We start from the raw sequence: 22,825 nt of genomic DNA on the forward strand, positions 1-22,825 counted from the left end.
CTTTAACCTGCTTCTTGAACTTGAGGAGGAGTTTTGGGGAGAAGTGTTAGTCTTTCAATTTTCTGGACGATCACCAAATAAGCAATCATCACAAGAACACTATGAACACCTACAAAGATCAGTGCATTATCAAAATTCCCTGAATTGCCTACCAGAAACCCGATGACTATCGGCGTCACGATGCCAGCAGTATTTCCACATGTATTGAAAATGCCTCCTGTAACACCCACAAACTCTTTTGGTGATGTGTCAGAGATTATCGCCCATCCTAATGAGCCCATCCCTTTTCCGAAAAAAGCAAGCGCCATAAATGCAATGATCATCCATTCTGCATCTACAACAGTGCAGGCCATTATAGAACACGCCATGGCCATACCTATTAGAAGCGGTGTTTTGCGAGCAATAGTTGCCGAGCCAGTTTTTCTCAATAAAGCATCAGATATAACACCACCTAATACCCCACCAGCAAAACCACACAGTGCAGGAATCGCAGTAGCAAAACCGGCTTTAAGAATGTCCATCCCCCGTTCTTGAACTAGATAAATTGGAAACCAAGTCACAAAAAAATAAGTCAGGACGTTTATACCATATTGACCGATAAATATCCCAACAAGCATTCGGCTACCCAACACTTGACGCACATTATGCCAATTAAAATCCGCACTTTTTGATCCAGCAGATGAATCTAAGCCAGTAATACCACCGCCATCTTCGATATAGTTCACCTCAGCTTCATTCACCCAGTTATGCTCAACAGGACTTCGAATAAATTTCCAGAATACAAAAGCCGCAACCAATCCCAATCCACCCATAACAAAGAAAACGCTACTCCACCCAAAAGAATGAACCAGCCACGCCATAAAAGGAGCAAAAACGACTAAAGAAAAATACTGCGCCGAATTAAATATAGCCGATGCGGTTCCACGCTCAGAATTAGGGAACCAATTTGATACGACACGCGCATTCCCTGGGAAGGACGGTGCCTCACACAGTCCAACCAACATTCTCAGCGCAAACAAAATCGCAAATGCTGTCCCGCCGACAAAAAATCCTACAAACCCTTGAAAGAAAGTGAATAGCGACCACATCGCGATCGCAATTGTATAGACTAACCGCGTCCCAAATTTATCCAGCAGCGCACCACCTGGAATCTGCGCAGCGACATAAGCCCAAGCAAAAGCAGACAATATAAAACCAAGTTGAACCGAATTCAGTCCCAAATCACTTGATGCGGCATCTCCTGCTATGGCAAAACTTGCTCTATCTGCGTAATTTATTGTGGTAATTATAAAGATTAACGCAATAATCAGAAACCTAACTCTTGTAGGTTTTAAATCGGCTTTTATCACCTGAACTCCATCTCCTCCGCGATTTCCTCTGAAAGACTAGCATTGACTAGACTAGGGAAAATTATACTTTTCCGGTGAGATTACGCGCAAAGATCATGTGCCGTCAAAGGTCAGAATACTATTGATCAATACAATATCGGTATCAATCAAATTCATAAGGCGGAAACGTCTGAAACATGGTTTTGGTGGAATATTTTTGCTTTACAAATTCAGGCGAAGCGATCCTCTCAGAAGAAGGAATTCACTCCATTAGTTTAGATTGATGGAAATCATCCACTTCACAAATTTCAATCCTCACCAATTTATTTGACAATTTTACACTGTCCTTAAAAACTTTGAAACCAGCCTGCTCATTGAGTTTATGAATTTTAAAATTCGCAACATCCGGCTCAACAATTACTCTCTTAGCTCCCCGATATTGGAAGAGAAAACTCAAGAGAACTTTGAAAACACATTGCGTGAATTTGGGAATATATTTCTTTGCAGGTGCAACCAAAATATGCATTCCAAAATCACCCGGTTTGCTTAGATAATGTTCCGCTATTTCTTCGCAAGCTGGATCATAAATTTCTGTCAGAAACATAGGGCTGTTATCTAGATACCCTAAATAAACTTTGGTTCCAATCGGTGCCATTATCGTTTTGTATTCAGATTTAACTTTCTCCAATGTGGAATTGTTCAGCATCCAAAATTTGGCATATTCCATATTCACCCATGGATGAATGATCTCTGCGTCTTCTTCATTGTTGTACTCAACAAGGGAAAACATTCCAATTTCAGCGATTTCTATTTGATATTCAGAAAAAGAAGTCATTTTGCGTTATATTTCTTCCGCTTTGCGTACTTAAATCGACAAATTTAGAAGCTTGCCCACACCAAAATAAGTGCAATTTTAGACTTCCAACTAAACACAGGCCATTGCCCGGATCAAAAGCTTCTAGATACTCCGATAACAAGGTTGTCAAAATGCGTATTCAGTCCCATCTCACTTGAAAACTGATATTGCTCTCCCAATTCAAACTGTCTTAAATATCCCAGATGCGCCGACATATCAGACGATACGCGGTATCTAATACGTGCCGCAAACTCCCCGTCAGTCATACCACTCACCTCTTCTTCATCGTCTTGCAGCGCAATATTGTATTCAAGTGCAGTTTGTAAATGCCAACGGGGGGATAGCTCTATTTCGTTTGAAATTATCCAACGACTAAACGACTTCTTCTCCTTGGATAGAAAATACATTGCGTCCAAATTAAAATTGAACGGCAGTGAAAAGTGTCCTCCTCCAAATGCGTATTCGATTATTTCGCCATCAACATAATCGAGCCTCACCCCCATAGAAATTTGTAGTTCGGGAGAGATAATTGAACGCAACTGCATCTTGCTTTCAACGTTATTGATACGTTCCAAGGCATCCACTTCCCCTTCCGCACTTGCGCTCCAAACGGCTTTGCCTGACTCATATTCGACGAGCCCCTCGATAAACATCAAATTAGCATCATCAGCTAAACGTATTTCACTAAATACTGACGCTTCAATGGGAGTATTCGAGAGATGATCTTCATTTGCCCATGCAGGTTCCACCCATCGGCCCACAGCAATTAATACACCCGTATTAAATAGTCTCATTTCAGATTCCACCGACACCATCAATTAGAAAGGTTGCTCATGAGCCTGATGAGAGTTCGGAACATTTTAAAGCTGATTTGATCGACGAGTGCGTTGCGCAAATAACACCACCCTCATTCGAATTTGCATCTTTGTTGTGTTGCTTCATTGTAAGTAAATTCACACAGGACAGGCAAATGCTTGTCTTCCCCTTTGCAATGGAGTCACGATGACATGTCAAATTTAAAAAAAGCGAGCTACTTTAGCGCTTGCCTTTCAAGTCTTGGATTGTGCATGGCATGTGGGGTTGGACAAATTGCGTCGGCAGAACCAACACAACAGACTAACCAATCACGTTCACAAGCCGAACTTCCGACGCTCATCAATGATGGCTTTGAAGATGCGTCTCGGCTGGAGTTTGATTGGCCCATGCTTAATATTGGTACCGGCCAATATGAAGACGGACCAACGGGTCTAACGGTTTTAAAATTTGGAAAAAAAGTCCATGCTGCTGTAGATGCACGCGGTGGTGGCCCGGGTACAATCAACTCTGAATTCTTAAATATTGGCTACTTGCACCCTGAACTAGATGCCATCGTTCTTGCCGGTGGGTCATGGTATGGTTTGGAAGCAGCCACAGGTGTGATGACTGCCCTACTAGACGACGGTGAAACCAGTGGACATTGGGAAAATATAGGATTTGCAACAGGGTCAATCATTTATGACCTTGGTGGGCGCAGACTTAATGAAATCTACCCCGACAAACGCCTCGCTCAAGAAGCTTATCGCGCTGCCGAATCTGGCATTTTCCCAAGAGGCGCATACGGAGCAGGCAGATCCGCTGTAAATGGTGGTATTTTCGGCTGCAACGCCAAATCAGGACAAGGTGCAGCCTTTAGACAAATTGGTGATGTAAAAATCGCAGTATTCACAGTTGTAAATGCTCTGGGTGTTGTGACGGACCGCGACGGAAATGTTGCCAATTGCTTCAAAGGACAAGATTGGCCCAAAGACCTTAAAGCAACGGATCTAATGCGCGGCGCACCTGATAGTTTGCGCCCAGACTGGAAAGCAACAGAATCCGAACCAGTTGAAAAAAAGAACACAACAGTCAGCGTGGTCGTCACCAACGTATCCCTTTCTCATGCAGAGCTTAAGAGACTTGCTGCTCAAGTGCACACATCTATGGGCCGAGCAATCCAACCATTTGCAACAGAATTTGACGGTGATGTGCTTTACGCCGTTTCTACAGCCGAAATAGATGAAAGCATCGGTGCATCCATACCAAGTATGGAACTTGGCATCGTTGCATCAGAACTTATGTGGGACGCAATCCTCTCAACAACACCGCACGATCAACCCACACATGTTGCGCCGAATGAGAACGTTAAACTTAGCAAAAAAGCACTCAGTAAATTCGTTGGCACATATAACTTCAGCAATATTGCAGACCTTACAATAGAACTAGACGGTGACACCTTAATTGCCTCCGCAACAGGTGAACGCGATGTATTCGCGGTTAAAAAAGATCACCCTCTACAATTGCTGCCTGTATCGAAAACTCAGTTCACAATACCAGCAGGAAGATATCCATTCAGTATAGAATTTAATGACGATCAAATAATTTTAAACTCGGGACGCTGGGAACAAGTCGGCTCACGAATCTCAAAGTAAAAAAAGCATAAAATTTAGGGAGTATAGTATGCCAAGTGTTCCAGAATTCGATTGGACTGATCCGCTTTCACTTAACGGACAATTCACAGAAGATGAAAAAATGATCCGTGACACTGCTCATAAATATGCGCAGGATAAATTGCTTCCCGGTATTGTTGAAGCAAATAGAGAAGGTAAATTTGATCGGCACATCATGTCTGAAATGGGCGCATTGGGCTTATTGGGAGCCACCATACCTTCAGAATATGGCGGTGCCGAAGCCAGCCATGTTGCATACGGATTAATTGCCCACGAAGTTGAAGCGGTAGATTCTGGATATCGTTCTGCTCTCAGCGTTCAATCTTCTCTCGTTATACACCCTATTTATACCTATGGATCAGAAGCACAAAGGCAGAAATGGTTACCAGGATTAATATCTGGTGACCTTGTGGGTTGTTTTGGATTGACTGAACCAAATCATGGATCAGACCCAAATTCCATGGAGACACGTGCCAAAAAGGTCGATGGTGGATACGAACTAAATGGCACAAAGATGTGGATCACCAACAGCCCCATCGCGGATGTATTTGTAGTCTGGGGAAAACTGGATGGTGTAATACGCGGCTTCGTCCTTGAAAAAGGAATGGATGGACTATCTGCGCCTGAGATCAAAGGCAAACTAGCCTTACGAGCATCTATTACAGGTGAAATCGTAATGGACAGTGTCTTCGTGCCTGAAGACAATCTCCTACCAAACGCAAAAGGATTGTCAGGCCCCTTTGGATGTCTAAATAAAGCTAGATACGGTATCGCTTGGGGCGCACTCGGCGCAGCCACAGCATGTTGGAGCACAGCAAGAGAATACACAATCGACCGCCAACAATTTGGTCGCCCGCTTGCTGCAAACCAACTCATCCAGAAAAAGCTAGCAGATATGCAGACTGAGATTTCAATTGGTCAGGCCGCATGTCTGCAAATTGGTCGCCTTCTAGATGAAAAGAAATGCCCTCCTACCGCTATTTCACTCATCAAACGGAACAGCGCTGGTAAAGCATTGGCAATCGCTAGAGAATGTCGAGACATGCTAGGAGGAAATGGAATCTCTGACGAATTCCATGTCATGCGCCACATGTGCAACCTAGAAGCTGTCAACACATATGAAGGAACTCACGATGTGCACGCTCTTATTTTAGGGCGCGCCATCACCGGAATTGCGGCTTTTGGTTAAAATGACCAAAGGTGCATTATCAGGTTTAAAAGTCCTTGATTTAAGTCGTGTTCTAGCTGGTCCATGGGCCACACAATTGCTTGGAGATCTGGGTGCTGAGATTATCAAAATCGAGCGCCCAGAATCCGGCGATGATACACGCCACTGGGCCCCGCCCTATCAGACTTCGGCAGATGGTAAAAATCGCGAAGCATCATATTTTCTCAGCGCAAACCGAAACAAGGACTCGGTATGCATTGATATGTCGACTTCAACTGGCCAAAAATTGATACGTCAATTAGCTGAAAAAAGTGATGTTTTCATTGAAAACTTCAAAGTCGGCGGCTTAAAAAAATTTGGGCTTGATTACGAGACGCTACAGAAAATCAATCCACGCTTGATCTACTGTTCTATCACAGGATTTGGGCAGACTGGCCCCATGGCCACTAGCCCTGGCTATGATTTACTTATCCAAGCGATGGGTGGATTAATGAGCATAACGGGCCAAGCAGATGGTGAACCGACAAAAGTGGGCGTCGCATTGGTTGATATACTAACCGGTATGTATGCGGCTAACGCGATACAAGCGGCCATAATTGAACGACAAAGGTCGGGAATGGGCCAATATATTGATGTGGCTTTGTTGGATTGCCTTGTCGCATCATTAGCAAACCAAGGACAAGCCTATCATGCAACAGGCAAGTCTCCCTCACGCATGGGAAATGCACACCCAAGTATTGCTCCCTACAGCCTATTCAACACCAAGGACGGTCACATTGTTATCGCAGTTGGAAACGACACCCAATTCCAAAATCTATGCATGGCAATTAACAAACCGGATCTTACCTCTGACATTCGCTTTCAAAAAAATATAGATCGCGTTCAACATAGAGATGCATTAACAACAGAGCTGAACAACGCTTTATCACTCCATACAACACAAGAATGGCTGCAAATACTGGCACATTGCGGTGTACCAATTGGCCCTGTGAACTCAATTGAAGAAATTTTCAATAACCCTCAACTGCACGATAGAGGAATGAAAGTTGACATATTGCATGATAATTTAGGCGTTATTCCGTCAACAGCTAATCCTGTAAAACTATCAAGAACCCCCGTTGAGTATAGAAATGCTGCTCCCATTTTAGGCAGTTCAACCGAAAAAGTGCTCAAAAAAGAGTTGCTTTATTCAGATGCAGAAATTAATGAGATGCTGAAGAGCGGTGATATACAGTCATTTAGCGAGCATGGTGACTAAACAGCACCATTTGTCACAATTTTTACATCTGCCCCAAAAATTGTTTTAGAAACTAGCATCTTCATATCAATTAGTTAATCGGGGATATGAGATGAAACGATCACTTCTATGGTCTGCTGCGGGTGTTATAGCAGCCAATTTATACAGTCCAGCAATGATGGCCTACGCTCAAGACGTGGAAGCCGGAGTAACTGCAGAAAACACAAAAACACTCTCAACTGTTGTTGTGACTGCACAAAAAAAAGCAGAACGCCTTATAGATGTTCCAATGGCCATCAAAGCTATTGGCGGTGAAGAACTAGAAAAACTTGGTGTCACTGACATTCAAGAACTTTCATTTGCTGTTCCCGGTCTAACTATGCGTGAAGATGGTCCAGGAAGCTACACTGTCTTTCTACGCGGATTGGCAAACCAATCAGGTTCGGGTGCTTTGGTCGGCATGTATATGGACGAAATGCCCCTTACCCTAGGTGGATATGACCAATTAGCTCCAGTTGCTTTGGACTTTGAACGCGTTGAAGTGCTTAAAGGGCCACAAGGTACACTATACGGAGTTGGTGCAGCCGGTGGTGTTGTAAGATTCATCACAAACGACCCCAACCTCAACAAAGTTGAAGGCTCAATCGGAGGCGAAGTATATTCCGTATCAGATGGAGAAATGGGCTATACAGGCGAGCTTGTATTGAATGTTCCCCTCATCGAAAACAAATTGGCCTTTAGATTAGCTGCTGCATATGAAGATGGTGGTGGATGGATCGACCAACCAGAAGCTGGCATTGAGGACGGGAACGGCACTGAACTCACGAATATTCGAGCAAAATTGCTTTGGGTTCCAACAGACGACTTTAGCGCTAAAGTTACTGTTCAAACACATCGCGCCTCAACTGAGTTGGGAATGGGTTATGAAGAAGCTGACCGCACAGTTGATGTAGGTCCAGACCGTAGCAAAGTCATGATCCCGAAAGAATTTGACTTTGATATCTACAATTTAGAAATGTCATATGATTTTGGTTTTGCTGAGTTAACATCTTCAACAACACAAGTTGAGCACGACCACCAATATCCATTTTCCTACATCCCAAGAGAAGGCAATTATTCATATGGGTTTGTTGAAGGAAACGATGATCGCTTTGTAGAGGCTAGTCGTTTTTCTCAGGAAATCCGATTGTCAGATACAGAAGGCATGGTTGAGTGGACCGTTGGTGCATTCTATTCAGACTTAGAGCGCTCTTTGATTGCTGACTATGAGTATCTGTATGCTGTGAATGGAGACCTGAATGAAGGTGGCGGCGTTCTTTATGACGACCTTTATTATGGCTCTGCTGCAACCGCTGAATCCGTTTCAATATTTGCAGATGTAGAATTGAACCTTACCGATAAATTTGCTGTCGGTGTTGGTGCTCGTTACTTTGAAGAAGATCAAACGAGCTTAATTGAATACGCACCAGGCACTGGAGTAGCTGAATCTGCTACATTTGATTCATTTGATCCTCGTGTGTACATGACATACAAATATGCGGATGAGAAAACCCTATATGCCAGCATCGGTAAAGGCTTCAGAAGTGGTGGATTTAACGCCGCACCGTTTGATCCCTACGACCCTGAAGAAGTCTATACATATGAGATAGGTACTAAGGGTGCAGCTGCTGACGGTAAAATTCAATTCGACATAGCGACTTTCTTCACTCAATACCAAGATATGATCAGAAGACGCCTCGTCCTTGTGGATGGTCAACTTCTAGGAGAATCTAGTAACATTGGTGAGGTAGAGATTTTTGGTGTTGAAGGTGGAATTGCGGTTAAACCAATAGAGCCACTGACTATTAGCTTAAATGCGGCTTATTTAAACAGTGAAATCGTAGCAACAGACGCAACAGACCAAGTCAATAATGTTGGGGATGCCACCGATTACACACCAGAACTAAGTGCGACTATCGGTATAAACTACGACTTTAACCTGGCTCCTGACATTCCAGGTTTCGCCCGCATAGACTACAACTACAGAGACGAAGTTACCTATATCGATCGTTCTAGTTTCTTCGAATCTGTTCTACCTCAAGCATCAGATAGTTTGAGCCTTTTAAATGCTCGCGTTGGGGTCACACTGAACGCGTTTGATTTGGAAATTTTTGCAACAAATCTAACCGATGAAAATGTATCAATTGATCCATATCAAGGTTGGGCCAACGCAAACAGAACTCAACCTCGCGTTATAGGTTTGAAAGCTAAGTACAACTTCTAAACTCCCTTCATTAGCAGTTGCATACTAAGGAAGTCCGGCTATTCAACTTAGCCGGGCTTCTTTTATGTTTAGATTACAAATGTGATTTGATACGATCTAGCCTACAAAAAACCATGCTATTCCATGTAGTCGCTCTTATCGTCAGTGCATTAAAGCCCGTAAGATAAAGCACATAACTTGTTGACTCCACTACTCTCAGCAACAACTTGGCTTTTCATTCCAAATGACGAAGAATGAATCAAAGGCCTAGCAATGTAAGATTATTCAGTTGGCGCATATCGGTTGATAAAGCGATTGAAAGTCGACCGCTCTAATTCTCGATATCAAATTTTTGATTTAAGGGCGCTGCCTGCCCTCTTGGTGCCCGAACGACAACTTAGCTATGCTCCGTTGCAGCATGACAAGCATTACAAGTGTCCATCAGAAAATCGTAAGCGTCTTCAAAACGACTCCACTGCCCACTATCGATGACCTCATCAATCTCTTTGATAGGTATATCGAGCATAGTTGCTAACTCAATTGCGTCCCAACCATTATAAGCATATGGCTCAGTTCGACCTTCTTTAATGTTACTTAATGACTGTTGGATTTTCCAATTATACCATGACGCCAACTCACCATTTTCTGCAATCCCTGCAAAATATAGTTTTGTTGAATGAGTTTGCAGCTCATGCATAACGTCAATTAACCGGTATTCCTTCAAATGCGTCACAGCATTTTCAGGCGTGGATCTTTCACCTTTTAGCATGAACACACCCCCAGCGAGCGCACTTCCACCAACAGCCAGAAGCACCCCCACTAGAAACGTTGAATTACTGTTCATTGCGGATCGTGCCCTCAAGAAACATTTGCAAAATTAGCAAAGGCACGAGCACCCAAAAATTTATTCAGCTCGAGCCATTTTATCCATAAAGGGTTTTAATAATACAATCAGCACTGCTCCAGATGAAACAATCCCACCATGTATCAGCCAAAACCACTGAGGTGCCATTGTTTCATAAAGTTGACCTAGCCAACCGGACCCGAAACCACCGATAAATATAGCAAGATAGTACGATCCGATCATCATCGAATTAACGGACGCTGGTGCCACACGCGAGATAAAGGACATAGCAACTGGTCCAATATACAAAAATCCAGTTCCACAAATACAGTGAAATATAAACGGCCAGAACATGTGAATGCCGGCATCCGAACTTGTCATCTCACCAATCACAAGCATCATAAAGGCTAAGCCAAAAATCAAACACCCAATTGCAATTTTAATCGAATCCTGAGGCTCATTGCCCAGTTTATTCTGTCGGCGCCAAAACCACAAAACAAGAGGTGCAGCTGCTAAGACGAACATAAAATCAAGAGACTGGAACCAAGTTACTGGAACTTCAAAACCGAAAATAAGCCGATTGACTTCGTCTTTGATCCAGAGCGGATAAACATTCCAAACTTGCGCCTGCGCCGTCCAATATAATGACGTGATGGCCAACATAATCAGAATAACAAAGATTGGTGCAAAATCTTCCTTTTTCAATTTACGTGCGGCTATAGTTTCGGAAGTAATTTTGCTTTTCGGCAAATGGCGGCTACCGGCAACATAAATTGCAAGCCCTACCAGCATCCCAATTCCAGCTATACCAAAACCATAATGCCAGCCATAAAGTTCGCCCAATGTCCCACAAACGAGAGGCGCAATGGCCGCCCCCACATTTATGCTAAAATTGTAAATCGTGTATCCTGCATCACGCCTCTGATCTGAGGCTTCGTACAATTGCCCAACTTGCGCAGCGAGATTTCCTTTAAGGAAACCCGATCCGGCAATGAGAAACAATAAAGCAACAAGGAAAGAGACTTCAAAGGCCATAAGGAAATGCCCTATAGCCATCAGCATTGCACCAATCATGACTGCGGCATGCTGACCGATAAATCTATCTCCTAGATACCCACCGATTACAGGAGAAAAATAAACTAACCCAACATATATACCGAAGGTCTGAGAGGCCAAAGCCTGAGTAGACATCGGTCCAAATATAGACTCAAGAAAAGACTGAAAAGCACCAAAACCGGCAACATTGCCAGAGTGCTCGGGCAAGAACAGGTGCGTCGCCATGTAAAGCACGAGCAACGCCTGCATTCCGTAAAATGAGAAACGTTCCCACGCTTCTGTAAAGACAATAAAACCCAAGCCCTTTGGGTGACCGATAAATGCCGTACCATCTGCGTTTTGCACGGCATTTTTTATGTTCGTTTCCGGTTCAAGCTGCATGAGCCCCTCTTAAGTATAGTTTATCAAAGGCAATCATACGAAGCCAACATCAAATAGCCGCTAATTAAACGCTCGGAGGTGCGCAAATGTCACCACTCAGTATTATGTTAGTACCTAGACAGAATGGCCATTCTGGTAACACAATTCAATTCGAACTAAATTATCAGCTTGAATATATGCACAGCTGTCTAATCAGCTAGCATAACAACCAAGCTCTTCGTCTAATTTAATCTGGATAAGCTATTTGCCGACAACACTCTTGCAAGATTCAAATTTCTAGAGAAACATTCGCACTTGTAGATTTCATTATGTGGCTTGGTTGGGATTTAAAAAGAGAGGCCGCCATCAAAGGTAAAAAATGGAAAACCCTTCAAAATTTAATTCTAACCTCCCCCCTTCCAGAAAGTCACTCCCCCCCTTTGAAGCCTTACGAGCTTTCGATGCTGTCGCTAGATTGGGCGGAATTCGCAAAGCCGCCAATTGGCTCGAACGTGACCATGCTGTGTTAAGTCGCCACCTGCGATCAATAGAAAAATGGGCGGGCGTGCCACTTATTGAAAGATCAACAGCAGGAACCTCTTTGACAGAAGAAGGTCAAAAATACCATTTAGCTGTTTCCAAAGCACTCGACAGCATTTCTCACGCATCTTTAGATTTGTTATATTCAGGAACCCACCATCAATTAAATATCTGGTGCATTCCAGGATTTGCAACAAACTGGCTTTCTCTTCATCTGTCTTCAATGGAAACAACAAATAGTGACGTCGACTTACAACTGCGTCCATCAGTCGATTCCCCTGATTTTCTATCACATGAAGCTGATGCTGATATTCGCGTGCAACGCAATTATGGCGAACAAGAAGTGCTTGCCGACCACTTACAAGCAGTTCCACTCGCGGTTTTACCAATTATACCCGTCGCCAATCGCAAATATTTGGAATCTCTCACGGAGATAGAAACGCCGGCCCATTTATTAGAACACCACCTGCTACATGAGCGCTCAACATCGACTTGGGAGACATGGCTAAAATCTCACAATGTACCGTGCGACAATACTCTAAAGGGAATAAAACTCTGGCAGGGAGATTTGACGTTGGATGCCGCACGCCACGGCCAAGGTATAGTTTTAACAAACCCGCTGGTTGCGTCGCGCTTTATCGAACGCGGTGAGTTGATTGAAATTGGAAAAGACAATCCCAATTTCCCAACACGAACAGCCAGCTATGTCATGATTGCACGAAAAGATCGCTGGAACGAACCAGTTTTGCGACGTTTTCGAAACTGGATGCACCGCACGATCCGCAAGGAATTGCCGCTCTACACGCCCAAATAGAGCAACACCTCAAACTTTAAAATGCACTAAAAATTATTCTTAAGTGCATTGAAAAAATCATTGTCCAAAATAGCTTCCGAATGCATCGGTTTCGAGCGTGCGCTCGCAACCGAAATGATCAGCTGGCGCGTCGGGTTTATATAAATATATTGGCCAAAAATACCCCTTGCACTGAATGCTTTTTCTTTGAAACTTCCGCTTTCGTCTGGCACCGGCCACCACATATATCCGTAGTTTAGTGTCTCTCCACCAACCGTCCGAGGAGACGTGGATTCAGCGATCCAATTTTCCGGTAATGTCGGCTCTCCATTTATTTTCCCATCCTGCAACATATAAATTCCAAGTCGAGAAAAATCTCGTAAAGTCGCACAGATCCCACACCCAGCCACCTCTAAACCATCGACAGAGTCAAGCCACCACATACCCTCTTTTTCCATACCCATTGGAATCCAGATACGACGCGACAAATAGTCAGACAACCACTCTCCTGTTGCAGCTTTCAGCAATGCCCCAACAACAAAAGTGTCTGCAAAACTATAATTGAAATGCGTGCCGGGTTCATGCTGTCGCTTCGTCTTGCAGATATAATCCATTATCAAACCAGGCTTTTGCTCCACCTGATAATCCAACATAATCCGCCTATCCGAATTTGGGTCTGTGTGCTGATCATTCCAAGCAACGCCAGATGTCATTTGCATCAAATGACGGATACTAACGCCATCATATGCACTACCTTTTAGTTCAGGAAGATATTCAACGAGCTGCTCATCTACGTTCTTTATAAAGCCGTCCTTAATAGCAACACCCACAAGAGTTGTTGCAACAGATTTAGCCATTGACATGGATACCCACAGAGAATCCGCAGTATTTCCACTCTCATAGTGCTCGCACACAACTTTGCCTTGAGAGTATACTAACAGTCCAGCAACTCTGTTTTTCGAAATATAGTCAAAAATATCGTTTTGAGAGCTATTCAACTGAAACTCTAACGCTTCGGCAGGCTGCAAAGATTCCTTTAAAATCTTCTTTTTACCCATAGGAATCTTGCGTGTCGGGAAAATCTTGTGGGAATTGCGAAACGTTGACGCTTGCAAATTGGGCATCATCTTACCCGCATAGAGATTGACAATATCTCCGAGTGGTTCTGCAACTAACGCATTAGAGAGCTTTGGCTGAGTTTCACGTTCTGGCTTTATCATTCTCATCTCGGAACATTTCTGACTTGCAATTCTAAATTTCTATCAGCCTACATTTCACATCAGCAAAATTTCAGGTGCAAAAGGATTGTTCGCCGGTGCTTAATTTGCACCGACCCTTCCAAAATTCGCGTCTGTAAATATGTGCTAATTTTTTGAAATCTGATCACAATCAAATTGTTGCAACTTCAGCTTAGCCAGAAAGTTTATAGCAAATATGCCGGAACTATTCGTACCTGATATTTTTCAGAATGATGCACCTCTAGAGGTTATTCGGAACTTTCCGTTAGCACAGTTAATATGCTCAAATAATGATGGTATAATGGCAACCGCATCACCGATAATTATCGATGACACTCGCGGGAATTCTGATGACCTCATACTTATAGGCCACATGGCTAAGGCAAATCACCAATCCACATTCATGCAATCAGGACAGAATATTTTAGCTATTTTCAGCAGCCCAAACGCATATATTTCTCCCGATTGGTATAAAGAAAGAAAAACTGTTCCTACCTGGGATTATCAAAGCGTCCATATAAATGGTGCGATAAACATTTTTGACGACCATGATCAACACTTAGATGTTCTAACCAAAACAATTGCTCATGTAGAAAGATATAAAGAGCCCCCTTGGACAATGGAAAAAGCACCAGAAGGAAAAGTGGAAAGCTTGCTACCCCGTATCATATCCTTTGAAATAGTCGTCGAGCGCATTCAAGCAATATCTAGACTCAGCCAAATGCAGACAATTGTAGATCGCCATAGTGTCATTGAAGGTCTTCGAGCCCGCAACCAATATGGTGACCTTGACGTCGCATCTTTGATTGAAGCGCAAATGAACGCACCATCAGGTGGTGATTAATTTACACCACCCGAACCGCTAAAATCAACTTGAACACTTGCTGTTTCAGTCGCACGGTCGTTGAAAATTATTCTTGATAAAAAGGATGCTTACAATGCTCCGTTCCAATAAAACGACAGAAGAGTGGCAAGCCCTAGATGCGGCCCATCACGTACACCCATTTTGTGATCACAAATCACTAAAAGAAAATGGGGTAAAAGTTATAGTAAAAGGTGAAGGGAGCCACTTGTGGGATTCTGATGGGAATAAAATCCTTGATGGAATGGCCGGTTTGTGGTGCGTCAATGTTGGTTATGGCCGTAAAGATCTCACAGAAGTGGCCGCGCGCCAAATGGATGAGCTCCCCTACTACAACACATTTTTCCAGTGTTCATCTCCACCTCAAATAGAATTGGCGAATAAATTATCTGAGGTAACGCCAGAGCATATCAACCATTTTTTCTACGCCAATTCAGGCTCAGAAGCGAATGACTCTATCATCAAATTCATTCGATTATATTGGGACCAAAAAGGAAAACCTGAAAAGCGCACAATTATCGGGCGCAATTTAGGTTATCATGGGAGCACGATTGCTGCGACCAGTTTAAGTGGAATGGGCGCTATGAAAAAACTAGGTGGTAATTACCTACCTGAGTTTGAGCACATTCTAGAACCGCATTACTATATGCATGGTAATGGCATGACTGAAGAAGAATTTGGTCTGTATGCAGCCAATCAATTGGAAGAAAAAATACTAGAAATCGGCGCAGACAAAGTCGGTGCGTTTTTCGGTGAACCCGTACAGGGTGCCGGAGGCGTTATCGACCCTCCAGCAAACTATTGGCCACGCATTCAAGAGATTTGCACGAAATACAACATACTTCTTGTCTGTGATGAGGTTATCTGTGGCTTTGGACGTCTCGGCACATGGTTTGGTCAAAATTTCTATGGCATCAAGCCGGACATCATGACCATGGCGAAAGGTTTGTCCTCAGGATACATGCCTATCTCTGCCATTGGGTTTAGCGACGACGTGTATGAAGCATTGCACTATTCAGGTGTTCTTGCGAATGGATACACCTATTCAGGCCACCCAGTTTCGTGTGCAGTTGCCCTAAAAAACATCCAAATTTTACAGGATGAAAAAATTATAGACCGTGTTGCGAGCGAAGCTGTGCCAGCTTTCCGTGAAGGCTTAAAATCCCTTTCAAAAAATCACTCCATTATTGGTGAAGTGAGAGGACAAGGACTACTAGCCGGAATCCAACTCATGAAGAATGCGGCTGATAAAGTTCAGTTTGAAGTTGAAGAGCAAGCAGCCAATATTTGCCGTGACATTGCCATTAAACATGGACTGATAATGCGTGCTGTAGACCGCACTATGGTTGTTTGTCCTCCGCTTGTCATCACGCCATCTGAAATCACTGAATTTCTAGAAAAAGCAGATGCCGCTTTGACAGAAACTGAAGCCTATTTCGGTTTGCGATAAGGGACGGCGTAATGATTAGCCAACAGACAAGTGAGTTGTTGACGCAAATTAATTCTTATTGCGAAACAAACAAAACTGAAGCGAACTTTCCAGTCCGCAATCCTGCCACTGGTGAAGAAATTACTGTGGTGCCTGAGTGCACCGCAGATATCACCAGAGCCTTCATAAAGCGAGCAAAAGCTGCCCAACCTGATTGGGCAGCGCTCACAGCCCAACAACGCGCAAACATCTTGAAAAAATGGCATGCGCTTATCCTACAAAACCAAGATGCACTCGGCGAATTATTGACCTTAGAACAAGGAAAACCGATTGCGGAAGCCAAAGGTGAGATAGGTTTTGGCGCAAGTTTTATTGAGTGGTTTGCTGAAGAAGGTAAGCGTGCGTATGGTGACATTGTTCCACCAAACATGCCGGACAAACGCTTATTGGTGATAAAACAACCGATAGGTGTTGTAGGAGCTATAACGCCTTGGAACTTCCCCAATGCGATGATCACACGCAAAGTCGCTCCCGCATTGGCGGCTGGGTGTTCAATTATCTTAAAACCCTCAGAAGACACCCCTCTTTCTGCAATTGCTCTGCGCATACTTGCGAGCGAAGCTGGGATACCTGAAGATATCTTCCAGATTGTTACATCCAGCCACGGTGCTGAAATTGGTGAAGTCCTAACCTCGCATGAAGACATCCGTAAGATTTCCTTCACAGGCTCTACGCAAGTTGGAAAACTCCTCATGCGTCAAAGCGCGGATACACTGAAAAAGTTGTCTCTAGAACTTGGAGGTAACGCGCCTTTTATCGTATTCAACGATGCCGACATTGATGGCGCGGTAAGCGCAGCAATGATATCAAAATTCCGCAATTCTGGTCAGACATGCGTATGTGCCAACCGTATTCTTGTTCAGTCAGGTGTTTACGAAACATTCGTGGAAAAATTCAAATCTGCAATCGCCAAACTTCAAATTGGAAATGGTCTTTCAACTGAAACAAGCCTTGGACCAGTCATAAATCAAAAAGCTTTTGAAAAAGTGAGCCGTTTGATCAAAGATGCCGAGGACAAAGGTGCAGAAGTCACACGTTTGCACACCTCCCTCCCGGAAGGTAATTTCATTGCGCCAACGATGATATCCAACGTCACCAATGAAATGGACATTTCCAGTGAAGAGATATTTGGACCTGTCGCACCTATCTTTTCATTTGAAACAGAAGAAGAAGCGATCACAATCGCCAACTCAACCCAATATGGATTGGCTTCTTATTTCTGGACCAAAGATCTCGCACGTGCTTGGCGCGTATCTGAAAAACTAGAAACAGGCATGGTGGGTCTAAACCAAGGTTTGATTTCCAGTGAAGCAGCTCCATTTGGCGGCATTAAAGAGTCTGGCATGGGGCGAGAAGGCTCTAAATATGGGCTCGATGACTATCTTGAGATTAAATACATTTCTATGGGTGGAATAGCTTAGGCTTCCTTCAAACACATATCTTTAGCGGCAAGGGCAGAATGCAATGAAACTATTTGGCAAAATATTTCTCGGTGTAATTATAATCCTTGCCGTTTTAGGATTGATCTTTCAAAAAAAGATCAAAGAGATCATAGCGGTAAAAGAATATGCTGCTTCATTTGAAGCGGATAAAATCCAATCCAATTTTCGTTCCATGCATGAGCGTTACCCTTCTCAAAAAATAGACGCTCCAGAAGATACGTTTGTTCTAAAAACAGACCTTAGAGACGACATTCTATCAATTCCTTATGTCTACAACGATGTAAAAAGTACCGTTGGTGAATTTATCTCTCGCACAGAAACAACAGGTTTCACCGTCCTGCAAGGCGATCAAATTGTTCACGAAGAGTACGGACTTGGCAATGATGCCACATCCAATGCCATTCAGATGTCTGTCACCAAGTCCTTTGTATCCACCCTTCTTGGTATCGCGCTGGAAGAAGGCTTTATCGACTCCGTCAATGACCAAGTTGTCAAATATGTGCCTGACTTAGTCGGCAGTGCATATGATGGTGTTACGATTGAACAAGTCTTGGAAATGTCATCAGGTGTGCGCTGGAATGAAGATTATGGCGATCTAAACTCTGATCTAGTACAGTCCATTGTTGCGGTACGCACGGGTTCTCTAAATGAATTTACTGCGAAAGTTCCTCGTGAAATAGAGCCAGGCACAGACACACGCTATGCCAGCATAGATACACAAGTTCTCGGAATGGTCGTAGAAGCCGCAACCAAACAGGACTTCAAAACTTACTTCAAAGAAAAAATCTGGGACAAACTCGGCGCTGAAGGCGATGCATACCTTCTACAAGATACCGTAGGAACAGGACTGTTTTATGGTGGCTTGAATATACGCCTAAGAGATATGGCCCGCTTTGGAGTTTTGATGCTCAACCAAGGCGTAAATTACAAAGGCGAAAGCGTTGTTTCATCCGAATGGGTAAAGAAAGCGACGACACCGGATAAAGAACACTTAATGCCATTGAGTGCCACGGCAGATTCCTACCCTCGGTTTGGATACAAATATCAATGGTGGATCCCCAATGATTGGGATGGCGATGATTTTTCAGCCATAGGTATTTATGGTCAGTATATCTACATCAATCCAAGTAGAAATGTCGTAATTGCTAAAACATCTGCTTATAAAAATTATCTAATAGATGGCGGATGGATGAATGTTGAGGCTCTGGCAGTATTCCAAGCAATAGCGCGTCACCTATCTACAGACGCAGCCCCCTCAATAGAGGCAGCATCAACTGAATTAGATGCTTCATCTATTTTGGAAAGCACTGACTAATACGGTGCTAAACCGGCACTAACAGGTATTTGGTTGCGGCGGCACACTGTGCGCAAACCAAACCTCGACTGGAGGCGTTTTACACCTGGAAGTTTAGTTAAAAACGACCTGTGAAACGCCTCATATCCTTCCACGCCATTGCACAAAACGCGTAGCAAATAATCGCTATCGCCAGACATCAAATTACACTCAAGCACTTGGTCAGATTTGATCACTGCTTTTTCAAAATCATGCAGTGTCGCCTCGGCTTGATCTTTTAGTTCTACTGAGACGAAAACACTTGTCGGCAACCCCACTTTTTCTTCAGACAATATAGCCACATATCGTTGGATTACCCCCCGCTCTTCCAATGCTCGAGACCTCTTATGACAAGCAGACATAGAAAGACCTACGCGTGCACCAATTTCTTGAAAAGATGCCCGTGAATCCTCCTGTAAACAGGCAAGAATTTTAACATCAAAGCTGTCCATATAAATAATCTCCCAAAAGCTAGGTTTACGGAAAAATTATACACACAAAACCCTGTAATTACTACTATTTTTCTAACTCTTATCTCTTATTTCAGGATAAAATAAGCCTATCATATAGGAGAAAATCATATGTTTGTTGGGATCCCAAAAGAAATCAAAACCAAAGAATTTCGTGTTGGTATGACACCGGCAGGAGTCAAAGAATTAGTGTCTCGCGGACACATTGTTTTTGTCGAAACAAATGCCGGTAATGGTGTTGGTTTTACAGACGAAGACTATTCACTTTCAGGTGCAGAAATCCTACCAACTGCCGAAGAAGTATTTGCAAAATCTGAATTGATCATCAAAGTCAAAGAACCACAATTAAACGAGTGCGCAATGCTCCGCAAAGAGCAGACAATTTTCACATATCTGCATCTTGCAGCAGATAAACCTCAAGCCGAAGCTTTGTGCGCATCTGGTTGTCTAGCTATTGCATATGAAACGATCACTTCCCCGAAAGGTCACCTACCCCTTCTTCAACCCATGAGTGAAGTTGCTGGCCGTTTATCTGTGCAAGTTGGCGCGACTGCTCTTCAAAAATCCAATGGTGGTTCCGGCCTACTTCTGGGAGGTGTTCCGGGTGTCGCACCAGCCAATATTGTTATTATCGGTGGCGGTGTTTCGGGTGAAAACGCCCTGCAAATGGCGATGGGTGCACGCGCAAATATTATTGTTTTTGAACGTTCCCTTGAAAAAATCGCAGAACTCGACCGCGTTTACGGTGATAAAGTCACAATTTGTTACTCAACCCCACTTGCTGTTCAAGAAGCGATTGCCAATGCTGATCTCGTTATTGGTGCGGTTCTACTTCCTGGGGCTGCAGCGCCTCGCGTCATCAGTCGTGAAGATCTAAAATTGATGAAACCAGGATCTGTGCTTGTTGATATTTCAATCGACCAAGGAGGTTGTTTTGAAACATCTAAACCAACAACGCATGACAATCCAACATATGAAGTTGATGGTGTTATTCACTATTGTGTTGCAAACATGCCAGGCGGTGTTCCAAAGACATCAACACTCGCACTGACAAATGCGACCCTACCTTACATTTTGAAGTTGGTAGAGAATGGTCCACAAGCCGCAATCGAAGCTGATGCGCACCTTGCCAATGGTGTGAATGTAAGCAATGGCAAGCTGACACATCCCGCAGTAATCGAAGCTCTAACAGACTAAATTTTATGAGATAAATCTCTGTTTACGCACCGTTCAATTCACTTGAACGGTGCCCTCACCTTCCTCACCAGTATCAGCTTCGTTATCTTCAAACATCACTTCAGAAAGAATGATAGAACTCGCATCAGCAGCACGCGCTGCATAAGGGGAATTGTTGCGTAAAACAACATTGCTGGCCGTGATCTTAGCTTCATTTTCCGTGTAAAGAGCATCATCCTCAGCGCGCTCAAAAAGGCTGTCAGTTACCGTCACAACACTTGTATCGTAAGCAGCAATCCCTGCGGATTCAATACCCACAATCTTGCTGTCCGACATCACCATACGTGCTTCTTCTTCAAGCCAAACTCCCATGTGAGAGTCTGAGATGGAGAGATTTTGAACATTCAAAACTGCATCATTACGGCCAGTCAGCGACATTTTTTCAATATCTCGCATAGAAGCATTCTGTAAATTCACTTCACCGCCGATAACAAACAGCCCGTGACCATCATAATAGTCATCTTCGGCTTCACCATAGCGAAAACCTTCTATTGTCAAACCATCAATAGTCAGATCTGCATTTACAGCTAACATCGCGCTAGACGCAAATTCATCATTAGGCTTAATGACGGCCCCGTCTTCAAACACAATCGTCAAAGCTTTATCTTCAGCTTTCAAAAACGCACGCACTTCAATGTCTTGAAATGGCGTATCTGAAAATGAAGATGCTATATAATCCCCTGGATGCACCAAAATCATTGAACCACTTTCCGCCTCAACGAGCGCAGATTGAAGTCCCGAACTACCTATCTTATCACAGGTAAATTCTTCGCTTTCTTCCACACAAACATTGATGCTAGTCGTTTCTTTCTGCGCAACTTCAACAGGTGCTTTCACCTCGTCATTACATGCAGTTAGCGCAAGACAAGACACACCAAGTGCAGCCGTAAAAAACCGCTTCATATGCTTATTCCTTTAAATGTACATTCTTTAGAATTAGGTGAGATAACTTAGTTCAAATCACGCGCGACTCGGAAACCGACCGTAAAATATCCGTTGGCAAGCTTACCCGGCAGCCGGAAGTGCGGGTCCATATATTCACCGCCATCAGCATAACCACCGCCGCGCACCACACGTTCCACAGTATTCTCACATCCGCTACGGATACTGCCATCAGCTGGCGCACCATCATAGCTCTCAGCAAAACAATCCGCTTGCCATTCCCATGCATTTCCTCGGATATCGTAAATACCGAAAACATCATTTGAAAACGAGCCCACTGGAGCAGTGTATTGCCACTGATCAGCACCCTCTACTTTACCGCCACAGCATTCCGACTGTCCTATATTAGCGACATTATGGGTAACTTCACCGTTCTCTTCCTCGATCCCGCCATGCGCAGCTAAATATTCCCATTCAGCTTCGGAAGTCAGACGATAGGTGTGCCCTGTTTTTTCATTAAGCCACCCAATATATGCTTGCGTATCTTCCAAGCTGACGCACACAACAGGATGATCTGCTTCTTGAGGAAAACCCGGATTTTGCCAGCTGCGACTCTCGCTAACATGCCAACTCTCAGTGTCTGTGTAAATCATACACTTTTTCTCAGACACATAACCGGAATCTTCTATGAATGCGCGGAACTGGGCGATTGTCACCTCATGTTTTGCTATTTCAAAAGCATTGGTAAAACTCACCGTGTGTTTCGGACCTTCAACCATGCCATAGCCGCGATCTTTCCAATCCCCCATCTCGAAGGATGCCGGCTGTACAACCGACATATCTGGACATAATTCGCAATCACCTTGCGCCATTTCAATCGGCGCAACTGCTTGCATTTCCACCGTTTCAGTAGGTTGCTCTGTTTTAACTTCACACGCTGAAATCAAGACAATTGATGTCGATGCAATAAGTAGTTTTCTCATG

19 protein-coding genes are annotated in these 22,825 nt (G+C 43.7%); 10 read left to right on the forward strand and 9 right to left on the reverse strand.

Annotation, left to right across the window (positions count from 1 at the left end):
- Window positions 1-2: 2 nt before the first annotated feature.
- The 3 genes from HBAL_RS12625 to HBAL_RS12635 form a co-directional block, all read right to left on the reverse strand.
- The gene (locus tag HBAL_RS12625) at window positions 3-1,349 is read right to left on the reverse strand and encodes an MFS transporter (RefSeq protein ID WP_015828331.1); all 1,347 of its coding nucleotides are present in this window, start codon (window positions 1,347-1,349) and stop codon (window positions 3-5) included.
- Window positions 1,350-1,590: 241 nt separating this feature from the next.
- A complete protein-coding gene (locus HBAL_RS12630) occupies window positions 1,591-2,163 on the reverse strand; it encodes a GNAT family N-acetyltransferase (protein WP_015828332.1) in 573 nt (190 codons plus the stop codon).
- 113 nt (window positions 2,164-2,276) lie between these two features.
- A complete protein-coding gene (locus HBAL_RS12635; protein WP_015828333.1) occupies window positions 2,277-2,978 on the reverse strand; it encodes a copper resistance protein B in 702 nt (233 codons plus the stop codon).
- A 213-nt stretch (window positions 2,979-3,191) separates the two neighbouring features.
- Here HBAL_RS12635 and HBAL_RS12640 point away from each other — a divergent pair, with 213 nt between their 5' ends.
- From HBAL_RS12640 to HBAL_RS12655, 4 genes are all read left to right on the forward strand, one after another.
- Window positions 3,192-4,631: a P1 family peptidase gene (locus tag HBAL_RS12640; RefSeq protein ID WP_015828334.1), complete on the forward strand. Its 1,440-nt coding sequence runs from the start codon at window positions 3,192-3,194 to the stop codon at window positions 4,629-4,631.
- A gap of 28 nt (window positions 4,632-4,659) precedes the next feature.
- Window positions 4,660-5,838, forward strand: a complete 1,179-nt coding sequence (locus HBAL_RS12645) for an acyl-CoA dehydrogenase (RefSeq protein WP_015828335.1) — start codon at window positions 4,660-4,662, stop codon at window positions 5,836-5,838.
- A gap of 1 nt (window position 5,839) precedes the next feature.
- Window positions 5,840-7,075 (forward strand): CaiB/BaiF CoA transferase family protein, encoded by a 1,236-nt coding sequence (locus HBAL_RS12650; protein WP_015828336.1) that lies wholly within the window; start codon window positions 5,840-5,842, stop codon window positions 7,073-7,075.
- Between the two features lie 91 nt (window positions 7,076-7,166).
- The gene (locus HBAL_RS12655) at window positions 7,167-9,317 is read left to right on the forward strand and encodes a TonB-dependent receptor (protein WP_015828337.1); all 2,151 of its coding nucleotides are present in this window, start codon (window positions 7,167-7,169) and stop codon (window positions 9,315-9,317) included.
- Between the two features lie 376 nt (window positions 9,318-9,693).
- On the opposite strand, the gene HBAL_RS12660 is transcribed toward HBAL_RS12655, so the two are convergent.
- Both HBAL_RS12660 and HBAL_RS12665 read right to left on the reverse strand, forming a co-directional pair.
- Window positions 9,694-10,140 (reverse strand): hypothetical protein, encoded by a 447-nt coding sequence (locus HBAL_RS12660; protein WP_015828338.1) that lies wholly within the window; start codon window positions 10,138-10,140, stop codon window positions 9,694-9,696.
- 60 nt (window positions 10,141-10,200) lie between these two features.
- Complete coding sequence (locus HBAL_RS12665) at window positions 10,201-11,577, reverse strand: peptide MFS transporter (RefSeq protein WP_015828339.1); 1,377 nt, start codon at window positions 11,575-11,577, stop codon at window positions 10,201-10,203.
- Between the two features lie 358 nt (window positions 11,578-11,935).
- On the opposite strand from HBAL_RS12665, the gene HBAL_RS12670 reads away from it, so the two are divergent.
- A complete protein-coding gene (locus HBAL_RS12670) occupies window positions 11,936-12,910 on the forward strand; it encodes a LysR substrate-binding domain-containing protein (protein WP_015828341.1) in 975 nt (324 codons plus the stop codon).
- Window positions 12,911-12,936: 26 nt separating this feature from the next.
- On the opposite strand, the gene HBAL_RS12675 is transcribed toward HBAL_RS12670, so the two are convergent.
- Window positions 12,937-14,109, reverse strand: a complete 1,173-nt coding sequence (locus tag HBAL_RS12675; protein WP_015828342.1) for a serine hydrolase domain-containing protein — start codon at window positions 14,107-14,109, stop codon at window positions 12,937-12,939.
- 214 nt (window positions 14,110-14,323) lie between these two features.
- Between HBAL_RS12675 and HBAL_RS12680 the strand changes: the two genes are divergently transcribed.
- The 4 genes from HBAL_RS12680 to HBAL_RS12695 all read left to right on the forward strand — a co-directional run bounded on the left by HBAL_RS12680 (window position 14,324) and on the right by HBAL_RS12695 (window position 19,235).
- A complete protein-coding gene (locus HBAL_RS12680; RefSeq protein WP_015828343.1) occupies window positions 14,324-14,971 on the forward strand; it encodes an FMN-binding negative transcriptional regulator in 648 nt (215 codons plus the stop codon).
- Window positions 14,972-15,065: 94 nt separating this feature from the next.
- Entirely contained in the window at window positions 15,066-16,439 is a 1,374-nt protein-coding gene (locus HBAL_RS12685; RefSeq protein WP_015828344.1) for an aspartate aminotransferase family protein, read from the forward strand.
- A gap of 11 nt (window positions 16,440-16,450) precedes the next feature.
- Complete coding sequence (locus HBAL_RS12690; RefSeq protein WP_015828345.1) at window positions 16,451-17,899, forward strand: NAD-dependent succinate-semialdehyde dehydrogenase; 1,449 nt, start codon at window positions 16,451-16,453, stop codon at window positions 17,897-17,899.
- A gap of 43 nt (window positions 17,900-17,942) precedes the next feature.
- Window positions 17,943-19,235 carry a serine hydrolase domain-containing protein gene (locus tag HBAL_RS12695; protein WP_015828346.1) on the forward strand — a complete coding sequence of 431 codons (1,293 nt, stop codon included), beginning with the start codon at window positions 17,943-17,945 and terminating at the stop codon, window positions 19,233-19,235.
- Here HBAL_RS12695 and HBAL_RS12700 read toward each other — a convergent pair.
- A complete protein-coding gene (locus HBAL_RS12700; protein WP_015828347.1) occupies window positions 19,232-19,705 on the reverse strand; it encodes an Lrp/AsnC family transcriptional regulator in 474 nt (157 codons plus the stop codon). The genes HBAL_RS12695 and HBAL_RS12700 overlap by 4 nt on opposite strands.
- 129 nt (window positions 19,706-19,834) lie before the next feature.
- Between HBAL_RS12700 and ald the strand changes: the two genes are divergently transcribed.
- A complete protein-coding gene (gene ald / locus HBAL_RS12705; RefSeq protein ID WP_015828348.1) occupies window positions 19,835-20,920 on the forward strand; it encodes an alanine dehydrogenase in 1,086 nt (361 codons plus the stop codon).
- 33 nt (window positions 20,921-20,953) lie between these two features.
- On the opposite strand, the gene HBAL_RS12710 is transcribed toward ald, so the two are convergent.
- A complete protein-coding gene (locus HBAL_RS12710; RefSeq protein WP_015828349.1) occupies window positions 20,954-21,862 on the reverse strand; it encodes a right-handed parallel beta-helix repeat-containing protein in 909 nt (302 codons plus the stop codon).
- Window positions 21,863-21,909: 47 nt separating this feature from the next.
- Window positions 21,910-22,824 (reverse strand): formylglycine-generating enzyme family protein, encoded by a 915-nt coding sequence (locus HBAL_RS12715; protein ID WP_015828350.1) that lies wholly within the window; start codon window positions 22,822-22,824, stop codon window positions 21,910-21,912.
- Between the last annotated feature and the right edge of the window lies 1 nt (window position 22,825).

Source organism: Hirschia baltica ATCC 49814, from assembly GCF_000023785.1.
Lineage (GTDB): Bacteria > Pseudomonadota > Alphaproteobacteria > Caulobacterales > Hyphomonadaceae > Hirschia > Hirschia baltica.